We start from the raw sequence: 11,195 nt of genomic DNA on the forward strand, positions 1-11,195 counted from the left end.
TATGAGTATTTCGACAGTACCAAATTCTAGAAATGGTTCAGAAATAGCAATTATTGGCTTAACAGGGCGTTTTCCTGGGGCCAAAAATATTGATGAATTCTGGAGAAATATTCAAAATGGAGTAGAATCGGTATCTTTTTTCAGCGATGAAGAATTATTGTCATCAGGTATAAGTTCATCTATATTAAATGACCCTAACTATGTCAAAGCACACGCTATATTAGAAGACGCAGAATTATTTGATGCTTCATTCTTTGGCTTTAATCCCAGAGAAGCAGAAATTACCGATCCGCAACATCGGCTTTTTCTAGAGTGTGCTTGGTCAGCTATGGAAAGTGCTGGATACGATTCACAAAATTATAAAGGTGCTGTAGGTGTTTATGCTGGATCTAGTTTGAACACCTATTTACTTAATATTTATTTAAATCAAAATATTATCAACTCTGTTGATCCTCAGCAACTCGTAATTGCAGGTAATAAAGATTTCCTAACCACGCGCGTCTCTTACAAACTCAACTTAGAAGGCCCCAGTTATGCCGTTCAAACTGCCTGCTCAACTTCATTAGTTGCTGTTCACTTGGCTATCATGAGCTTGCTAAATGGTGAATGTGATATCGCTTTAGCTGGTGGGGTAGCCATAAGCGCGACAAGAAAAGCTGGATACCTCTACACAGAAGGGGGAATAGCATCTCCTGATGGACATTGCCGTGCATTTGATGCTGGGGCAAAGGGATCTGTGGGCGGTGAGGGTGTGGGCATTGTGGTGTTGAAGCGATTAGAAGATGCTCTTAGCGATCGCGATACGATTCATGCTGTAATCAAAGGATCGGCAATCAATAATGATGGTTCATTCAAAGTAAGCTACACAGCACCCCGTATCGATACCCAAGCAAAAGTAATTAGAACAGCCCAAGTAGTTGCCGAAGTAGAACCGGAGACAATTACTTACATTGAGGCTCACGGTACAGGAACAGTCTTAGGAGATCCCATTGAAATTGCTGCCTTGACACAAGCTTTTCGCTCTAGTACCCAGAAGAAAGGATTCTGCGCCATTGGTTCCGTCAAAACCAATATTGGACATTTGGACACTGCGGCTGGTGTGACGGGATTAATCAAAACCGTCTTAGCCCTCAAGCACAAACAGATACCACCCAGCTTACACTTCACTTCGCCTAATCCAGAAATTGACTTTGCTAACAGTCCTTTCTACGTCAATACCACACTTTCGGAATGGCAGACTAATGGCACTCCTCGACGTGCAGGAGTTAGTTCCTTTGGACTTGGAGGAACCAATGCCCATCTGATTCTTGAAGAAGCTCCAATTCTCGAAGCTTCTAGTTCCTCTCGTCCTTGGCAGTTGTTGATGCTATCTGCCAAAACCGATTCAGCACTGGAAACGGCTACCACAAATCTAGCTAATTACTTCCAAGAGCATCCCGATTTAAACCTTGCCGATGTGGCTTACACATTGCAGGTTGGGCGTAGAACTTTCGAGCATCGGCGCACAGTTGTCTGTCAGGATATTCAAGATGCTATCAATGCACTTCAAGAACCAAAGCGAGTTCTCACCAGTACTGAAAAAACGCAACAACGTCCTGTTGCCTTCATGTTTTCTGGGCTAGGAACTCACTACGTTAATATGGCTCTTGAACTTTACCAAACTGAGCCAACATTTCGCACCTGTGTTGACCAATGTTGCGAACTCCTCAAACCCCACCTTGGTAATGATTTGCGAGATGTTCTGTATCCCAATAGAAACAGTGAGAATGGAAATAAACCAAGCACTCTCTCTGCTGGGCTAGATTTGCGAAAAATGTTAGGTCGGGGAACAGAACAGGCAGATCTACGCACTCAAAAGCTGAATCAAACCTTTCTCACTCAACCAGCTATTTTTGTTATTGAATACGCTTTAGCTCAATTGTGGATATCGTGGGGAATTCGTCCAACGGCAATGATTGGCTATAGCATTGGTGAATATGTAGCAGCCTGTCTGTCCGAGGTTTTGTCTTTGGAAGACGCTTTAACTTTGGTAGCTAAAAGAGCGCAAATGATTCAAGAGTTGCCAGAAGGAGCAATGTTGGCAATTGGGCTTTCTGAAGAGGAAATACAGCCCTTCTTGAATGAGAAGATTTCTCTGTCTGCAATCAACGGCTCATCGTTGTGTGTGATTGCAGGTGCTACAGATGCTATCGAAGAAGTAGAACGACAATTGAGTGAAAGAGGTTTAGTTGGTAAGCGTTTACAGAGTTCTCATGCTTTTCATTCGGTGATGATGGAGGCGATCGCACCTACCTTTCACAATTTAGTGCAAACATTCAGCCTCAAACCACCGAAAATTCCCTATTTATCCAACGTCACCGGAACTTGGATTACAGCAGACCAAGCAACAGATCCCAGTTATTGGGTGAAGCACCTCTGCCAAGCAGTACGCTTTGCTTCGGGGGTGCAAGAGTTGTGGAAAAAAGATCATCCGATTTTATTGGAGGTTGGCCCTGGTCAAGCATTGAGTAGTTTCGCACTGCAATGTCTAGAAAGTGATGATACCAAATCAGTGATGTTGTCTTCTCTGCGGCATTCCTATGAGCAACAGTCAGATGTCGCCTTTTTAATGAATACATTGGGTCGCCTTTGGCTGGCAGGGGTAAAGGTAGATTGGTCTGGTTTTTATGCTGATCAACAACGCGATCGCCTGCCCTTACCTACATATCCTTTTGAACGTCAGCGTTACTGGATTGATGCTAATCCTGAAACTAATTTGGCAACACCATCGCCGCAAGCATTACAGAAAAAACCGGATATTGCTGACTGGTTTTATATCCCTTCCTGGAAACGTTCTCCACAGATAGGAGCGAAATCAGCACACAAATTAAATTATTTAGTCTTTATTGATACTGCTGGAGTAGGTTTACAAGTTGTCAAACAGTTGGAATTAGAAGGACATGATGTGATTAGGGTGACTGTTGGAGAGCAGTTTACACAACTAGGTGATCGCTCTTACGCAATTAATCCCCAAGCAGGTAGTGACTATGATGCCTTGCTGAAGAAAGTATGGGATTTAAAATCAAATGCGATCGCGGAGCGCGCCGGATGGCATTTCGCTCATTTTTGGAGTCTCATCCCCAACACACAACCAGAATCATCCCATCACTTCTTTGAAGAATGTCAAAATAATGGTTTTTATAGTCTACTTTTCTTAGCACAAGCGTTGGGAAGACAAGAAATTACTGATACTATCCAAATTTCAGTTGTTACTAACAATGTGCAAGAGGTAAACGGCGACGAAAACTTGTGCCCGGAAAAGGCTACTGTCATGGGAATCTGTAAGGTGATTCCCCAAGAGTATCCCAATATCACCTGTCGTAACATTGATGTAGTCATTCCTCAATCAAGAATATCCCAAAACAGTCAACTCATAGACCAGCTCGTAACAGAACTGACTCAAACAACATCTGAGAATATGATTGCCTACCGTGGCAAACATCGTTGGGTGCAAACTTTTGAACCAATACAACTTGAAGAGCCAAATCAAGAAACAATTCCCATCAGGGATGAAGGAGTGTACTTAATTATTGGTGGTTTGGGAGATATTGGCTTGCTGCTGGCAGAATATCTTGCCCAAACAGCACACACCAAACTAGTTCTCACAGGGCGTTCCAATTTTCCGGCAAAACAAGATTGGTCGCAATGGCTAGCAAATCATGATGATAACGATCATATCAGTCGCAAAATTCAGAAAGTGCAAGCATTAGAAGCATTAGGTGCTGAGGTTCTAATTTGCCGCGCCGATGTTGCGAATCTCGAACAAATGCAAGCAGTAATGATTCAGGCATCGAACCGCTTTGGTGAAATTCATGGTGTCATTCATGCAGCAGGCATAAAGTTGTTTAGCAATATTCAACAGATAACTAAAACTGAGTGTGAAAGCCAATTAAGCTCAACAGGCTATGGATTATTTGTATTAGAAAATATCCTAAAAGGAAAAGAGCTTGATTTGTGTGTAGTAATATCCTCATTAGCATCTGTTTTGGGGGTAATGGGCATAGCTGCTTATCCAGCAGCGCATATATTCACTGATGCTTTTGTACATAAACATAATCAAACAAGCCTTTTCCCCTGGCTGAGTATCAATTATGGCGATTGGATTACTCAAGAATCTTCGGAATCAGTAACCTTAACCAAAGGTGCAGATTCGGTTATGACAAGCCAAGAAGTACTGGAGGTTTTTAAACGTGCCTTATCTGTAAATAAATTCCCTCAAGTAGTCATATCAACGGTAGATTTGCAAACTAGCATCAGCAGATGGATAAAACTTGAATTTAGTCAAAATTCTCAACTAACATCAAAAACCACTTCCGCTTCATCTTATTTAAGACCTAATTTAGATAATGACTATGTTGCTCCTAGAAATGAGGTAGAGCAAACCATTGCCAATATCTGGCAAGAACTTTTGGGAATTGAGCAAGTAGGTATTGATGATAACTTTTTTGAGTTAGGGGGAGATTCTGTACTTGGCATTCAAGTTAGCGCCAGAGCTGCGAAAGCAGGTTATCGGCTTGCCCCTCAACAATTGTTTGAGCATCAGACAATTGCTGAACTGGCAGAGGTGACAAGTACAAAGCAAATTGTCCAGACTGAGCAGGGTTTAGTAACTGGTTCGCTACCTCTGACGCCTATCCAGCACTGGTTCTTTGAACAGAATTTATCAAAACCGGATCACTGGAACATGGCATTTTTTGTAGAGATAATGCAAGCTATCAATCCAGTTTTGTTTGAACAAGCATGGCAGCATTTATTCATCCACCATGATGCACTTCGCCTCCGGTTTATCCCCTCTGAATCTGGCTGGCAACAAGTGAATAATGGCTTGGAAAAACAGGTGAATTTGATACATAGAGATTTATCAGCATTGTCACCTGATGTTCAAAAATCTTTGATGGAAGCAACCGCCACGGAACTACAAGCTAGTTTAAACTTATCAGATGGGCCAATTGTGCGGGGTGTTCTTTTTGATTTGGGTGTCAATAAATCAAGCCGCTTGCTAATTATCATCCACCACTTGGCAGTGGATTTCGGCTCTTGGCGAATCTTACTAGAGGATCTTGAGACTGCTTATCAACAGCTTCGTCAAGGTAAAGCCATTCAACTGCCCCAGAAAACAACCTCTTTCAAACAGTGGTCTGAACGACTAAAGGAATACGCTCAATCAGCAGAGTTACAAAAAAGGCTAAATTCCTGCCTCAGTGAACGTTACAAACAGGTTTATCGCTTACCAATCGATTATCCAGGAGGCATTAACACTGTAGCATCAGGTGAAAGTGTCTCAGTAGCGTTAACCGAAACAGAAACTCAGGCATTACTTCAGGAGGTTCTAGCAGTTTATCGAACTAATACACAAGAAGTTCTACTGACTACTCTTGTACAAGCTTTTAAACAATGGACAGGCATAAAATGGCTACTGTTTAATACCGAAGAAGATGCACGGGACGGAAATACCATTATAGAAAATGTGGATGTATCACGGACAGTAGGTTGGCTGACTACTCTTTATCCTGTGCTGTTGGATTTAGAAGGGGCTGAGAATCCAGGGGATGCATTGAAAGCCGTTAAAGAGCAGTTTCGTAACATTTCTAGTAGAACCATTGATCATGGAGTATTACGCTATTTGAGCGAGGATACAACACTTACAGAGAAAATGCGATCGCTTCCCCAAGCAGAAGTGTTTTTTCTCTACCTTGGTCAATTTGGTAAAAGCTTTGATCAATCTTCTATGCTCAGACCGACTGAAGAATCCACCGGATCAGCGTACAGTCTCCAAGGAACTAGTCCTCATTTACTAGGCGTGACCGCATGGGTTAATGAAGAAGGTCAATTGAGACTAGAATTTGGCTATAGTACGAATCTGCATCGACGCGAGACTATAGAGAAACTATCTCATAGCTTTGTCGAAGCGCTCAAATCTCTTATCACCCATTCTCGCTCCCTAGAAGCAGTAGAGTATACCCCTTCAGACTTTTCGGCAGCAAACATCAATCAAGAAAATTTGAGTAACTTGCTGGCTCAGATTGGTCAGTGATCTAGGAGTAATTTTCCATGAACCAAAACAATATTGAAGATATATACGAACTTTCACCCTTACAGCAGGGTATGCTTTTTCACACACTGGTTACACCTAATTCGGGGATGTACTTTGAGCAGTTTTGCTACGCCTTACAAACTCAAGTTGATGTTCCAGCTTTCCAAAAAGCATGGCAGCGAGTTTTAGATCGGCATCCGATTTTGCGTACCTCCTTCTACTGGGAAAATCTTGATAAGCCATATCAAGTGGTATATCGACAAGTCGATTTGCCTTGGGATTTTCAAGACTGGCGCGAACTTTCTTCGCAGGAACAAGAAAAGCACTTAGAAGCTTTTTTAGCAGCAGATTGCAAACAAGGCTTTACACTTTCCCAAGTTCCACTAATCCGTCTGGCATTAATTCAGGTAGCTGATAAAGCTTATCAATTTGTCTTTAGCTATCACCATATATTGATGGAAGGGTGGTCTTTAACATGGCTATGGAAAGAATTTTATGAATTCTATAATGCCTTTTACAAAGGTCAGGATTTATATCTAGAACGCCCTCGTCCTTTTAGAGAATACATTTCTTGGCTACAGCAACAAGATATATCAAAGGCTGAAGTTTACTGGCGCGAGACGCTTAGAGGATTTACGGTACCGACACCACTAATGATGGACAAAGCTACCGATACTTTGTCTAACGAAAACGAAGACCATGATTGTCAAAAAACTCTACTCTCGGTAACAACTACAGATGCCTTAAATTCCCTGACGCGAAAGTATCATCTTACTTTAAATATCCTACTCAAAGGAGCCTGGGCTATACTTTTAAGCCGCTATAGTGGTGAGTCAGATATAGTTTTTGGTGCCACATCTTCAGGCAGACCTACTGAATTGGCAGAAGCAGAGTCCATGATGGGACTTTTCGCCAACACATTGCCGCTACGAGTACAAGTAGAAAGTGATGCTTTACTTATACCTTGGTTGAAAAAGCTGCAAGTTCAAGAAGTGGAAATGCGTCAGTATGAGTATAGTCCACTGTTACAGATTCAACAGTGGAGTGAAATTCCTCGTGGGTTGCCACTATTTGAAAGCATTTTAAGTTTTAATAATTACTTAATAGATAGTACTAAAGAAAAGCTAGCTGAAAGTCTGGCACTTGGTGAAGCTCGGGTATTTGAAAAGACGAATTATCCTCTGACTATACAAGTATATCCAGGTTCAAATTTATTACTGTCGATTGGGTATGATACCCGTCGTTTTGATAGTGCCACGATTAACAGAATATTAGGACATTTAAAAACTTTACTGGAAGGTATAGTTGCTAATCCCGAACAACAACTTCGAGACTTGCCGCTACTGACTGCACAAGAAAAATATCAATTGCTGTTGGAGTGGAATGATACAGAAGTTAAGTATCCTCAAGAACAGTGCATCCATGAATTGTTTGAAGCGCAAGTAGAACGCACACCTGATGCAGTAGCAGTAGTGTTTGAATCGGAGCAGTTAACTTATCGCCAACTAAACACGAAAGCTAACCAATTGGCGCATTACTTGCGTTCATTGGGAGTAAAACCAGAGGTATTGGTGGGAATTTGTGTAGAGCGATCGCTCTCTATGGTCATCGGACTATTAGCCATCCTCAAAGCAGGTGGTGCATATGTACCGTTAGATCCAGCATATCCACCAGAACGTTTAGCCTTCATATTGCAAGATGCTGCTGTATCAGTACTACTAACACAGCAGCAGATGATAGAGAATTTGCCACAACATCAGACTAGGGTTGTTTATCTAGATACAGATTGTGAAATTGTAGCTCAACAAAGCTCACAAAACCCAATTAGTGAATGTACCACTGATAACCTAGCTTACATCATCTACACCTCTGGCTCAACAGGTCAACCCAAGGGCGTCTTAGTCAATCACAGCAACGTTGTTCGTTTGTTAGCAGCAACTGAACACTGCTATAACTTTAACCAACATGATGTTTGGACACTATTCCACTCCATAGCCTTTGATTTTTCCGTTTGGGAAATTTGGGGAGCATTGCTGTATGGTGGAAAATTAGTGGTAGTACCGTATTGGTTGAGCCGTTCACCTCAAAAGTTCTATCAATTATTGTTAACACAGCAAGTGACTGTACTTAATCAGACGCCTTCTGCTTTCCGACAACTGATACAGGTAGAAGAATCCCTAGAAAATAGTAACAACCTAAGCCTACGAAAAGTAATTTTTGGTGGAGAAGCATTGCAAATTGAGAGTTTAAGACCTTGGTTTGAACGACATGGCGACCAGTCACCCCAGTTAATTAACATGTACGGGATTACAGAAACTACTGTGCATGTGACATATCGTCCATTAAAAATGGCAGACTTAGAAGTAGCATCAGCAAGTTTAATAGGTCGTCCAATTGGTGACTTACAAATTTATTTACTAGATAGATATGGGCAGCCAGTACCCATAGGAGTACCAGGTGAAATGTATATTGGTGGTGCTGGTGTAGCCAGGGGTTATTTAAACCGACCAACACTAACTTCCGAAAGATTTATTCCTAATTGCTTTAGTAATAAACCCAATGCACTTCTTTATAAATCCGGCGATTTAGCTCGATATTTACCAAATGGAGACATTGAGTATTTAAGCCGCATTGATAACCAAGTAAAAGTACGTGGTTTCAGAATTGAATTGGGAGAAATTGAGGCAATCATTAGCCAACACCCAGCAGTACGAGAAACTGTAGTTGTAGTCAGCGAAGCTTCAGCAGACTCCCAACGAATAGTCGCCTATGTAGTTGATCAAAGAGAGCAAACACTAATAATTCCTGAACTACGTAACTTTTTAGAGTCAAAGTTACCAAACTACATGATGCCAACAGCTTTTATCACACTGGAGGCACTACCACTAACACCAAATGGAAAGGTCGATCACAAAGCGCTACCTGCACCTGATACAGCACGCCCCGAGTTGGAAACAGTTTACCAGCCACCCCAAACTGAGGTTGAAAAAACTATTGCCGATATTTGGCAAGAAGTACTTAATCTTGAGAACGTAGGAATCAATGATAACTTCTTTCAACTCGGTGGTCATTCGCTGCTTTTAGTTCAAGTTCATAATAAATTGCAAAAAATATTTCAAAGAGATTTTCTCTTGGTAGAAATGTTTCAATATCCAACCATCAGCCACCTAGCTAGATATTTTAGCCAGGAAGCAAGAGAAGAAACATCTTTTATCAAACATTCTCATGTTTCTCAAGGTAGGACAGCTTCATTACAGCGTCGAAAACAAGCCAGAAAAGAACATCGAACAGCAATCAAGGAAGGCAGAGTTTCATCTCAATCAGATGAACAAAATTTATAAAATTAAAAAAACTAGCTACAAAGAACACAGATAAATGAAAAAATGAGAGGTTTTTTGCGTAAATCATAAGTAGTATTAGCAATACAGAATAAAAATCACTTACCAAAGGAGACAAAATGACATTAATTGAAAAAAAGTTTTTATCCACAAATAATTTTTCTCAACCTGAGCGAATATTACATTCTGAAATTGGTGAGTATATAAAACAAATGTTTGTACCTACTCTGGAAAAATCTATTGAAACCCAGATAGATGAGATAGTTAATGATTATTCTGAAGAGTTTTTAATTACAAAAAATGCAAATACTGATATTGAGATTGATTTGATAATTAAGAATTTTAGTGAGAGCAAAATACCTTTAGAACCTATTGACTTTGAAAGCTATTTCCAATACTTAGGTGATAACGTTATTTCCCATTCTATACATACATCTTCGCCACAATTTATCGGTCACATGACCTCGGCGCTTCCTTCTTTTGTACGACCTCTAGCTAAACTAATGACAGCAATGAATCAAAATGCTGTCAAAATAGAGACTGCTAAAGCTTTGAGCTTTTATGAACGTGAAGCTTTAGCAATGATGCATCGACAAATTTATAGTTTTTCTGAGAATTTTTACAACCAGCATATTCAAAATAATCAGAGTACATTAGGAATTTTAACTTCTGGTGGTACAACAGCCAATATCACAGCACTGTGGTGTGCCCGAAATAGATCTTTGGGAGCAAAAAATAAGTTTTTAGGCGTAGAAAAAGAAGGTTTAACAGCAGCTCTAAATTTTTATGGCTACAAAGGAGCAGTTGTGATTGGCTCCGAATTGATGCATTTTTCTTTTGATAAAGCTGCTGATTTAATGGGCATTAGTACGCAAAATTTGATTAGAGTGGCCGTTGACTCTAACAATCGAGTTAACATACAAGCATTACGCCAAGCCGTTGCAGATTGTCGCCAGAAAAACCTACATATTATAGCTATTGTTGGTATTGCTGGAACTACAGATTCTGGTAGTGTCGATCCCTTAGAAGATATTGCGGAGATAGCCCAAGAGAATAATATACATTTTCATGTAGATGCTGCTTGGGGTGGGCCAGTTCTCTTTTCCCGAAAACATCAACAAAAGCTTGCTGGTATTGAAAAAGCTGATTCAGTGACTATTGATGGACATAAACAATTGTATTTACCAATGGGTATTGGTATGGTCTTTTTCCGCGATCCTTATCTAGCTTCTTCAATCGAAAAACATGCTAGTTATACCATGCGTAAGGGATCGTTTGATTTAGGTAAACGTGCTTTGGAAGGTTCTCGGCCTGGCATGGCTTTATTTTTACACGCTGCTCTAAAGCTAATTGGGCTTAAGGGATATGAGTTTTTGATTGATGAAGGAATTCGGAAAACTCAATACATGGCTGCTCGGATTTCGGTGATGACCGAATTTGAACTGTTAGCAGATCCTGATACTAATTTATTAATTTATCGCTATATTCCAGAACAATTTAGAGAGATAATTGCGAAAAAACAGTTAACAGAAATAGATAACCAAATTATTAATAATTTTAATGAATGTTTACAAAAGATGCAGCGTCAGATTGGCCGCACTTTTATTTCACGAACAACAAAAACAACCATCATCTTAGATAAACAATTTCCTGTCATTGCCATGCGTGCAGTCATTGCCAATCCATTAACTACTGAAGAAGATATTGATGCAGTTTTAAATGACCAGATTCAGATTGCTTCTGAAATTTCAATTTCACATTTAGCAAAAATGAATAATTAACTA

Annotated in this window: 3 protein-coding genes; all 3 read left to right on the forward strand. The window is 40.4% G+C overall.

Features of this window, described 5'->3' with window-relative positions; all coding sequences use genetic code 11:
- Position 1: 1 nt before the first annotated feature.
- The 3 genes from RMY27_RS01955 to panP all read left to right on the forward strand — a co-directional run bounded on the left by RMY27_RS01955 (position 2) and on the right by panP (position 11,192).
- Positions 2 to 6,073 (forward strand): type I polyketide synthase, encoded by a 6,072-nt coding sequence (locus RMY27_RS01955; RefSeq protein WP_322659989.1) that lies wholly within the window; start codon positions 2 to 4, stop codon positions 6,071 to 6,073.
- Between the two features lie 17 nt (positions 6,074 to 6,090).
- Entirely contained in the window at positions 6,091 to 9,414 is a 3,324-nt protein-coding gene (locus RMY27_RS01960; protein WP_322659991.1) for an amino acid adenylation domain-containing protein, read from the forward strand.
- Between the two features lie 116 nt (positions 9,415 to 9,530).
- Entirely contained in the window at positions 9,531 to 11,192 is a 1,662-nt protein-coding gene (gene panP, locus RMY27_RS01965; protein WP_322659993.1) for a pyridoxal-dependent aspartate 1-decarboxylase PanP, read from the forward strand.
- Positions 11,193 to 11,195 lie beyond the last annotated feature (3 nt).

The organism is Nostoc sp. DedQUE09, assembly GCF_034530915.1.
Taxonomy (GTDB): Bacteria; Cyanobacteriota; Cyanobacteriia; order Cyanobacteriales; family Nostocaceae; genus Nostoc.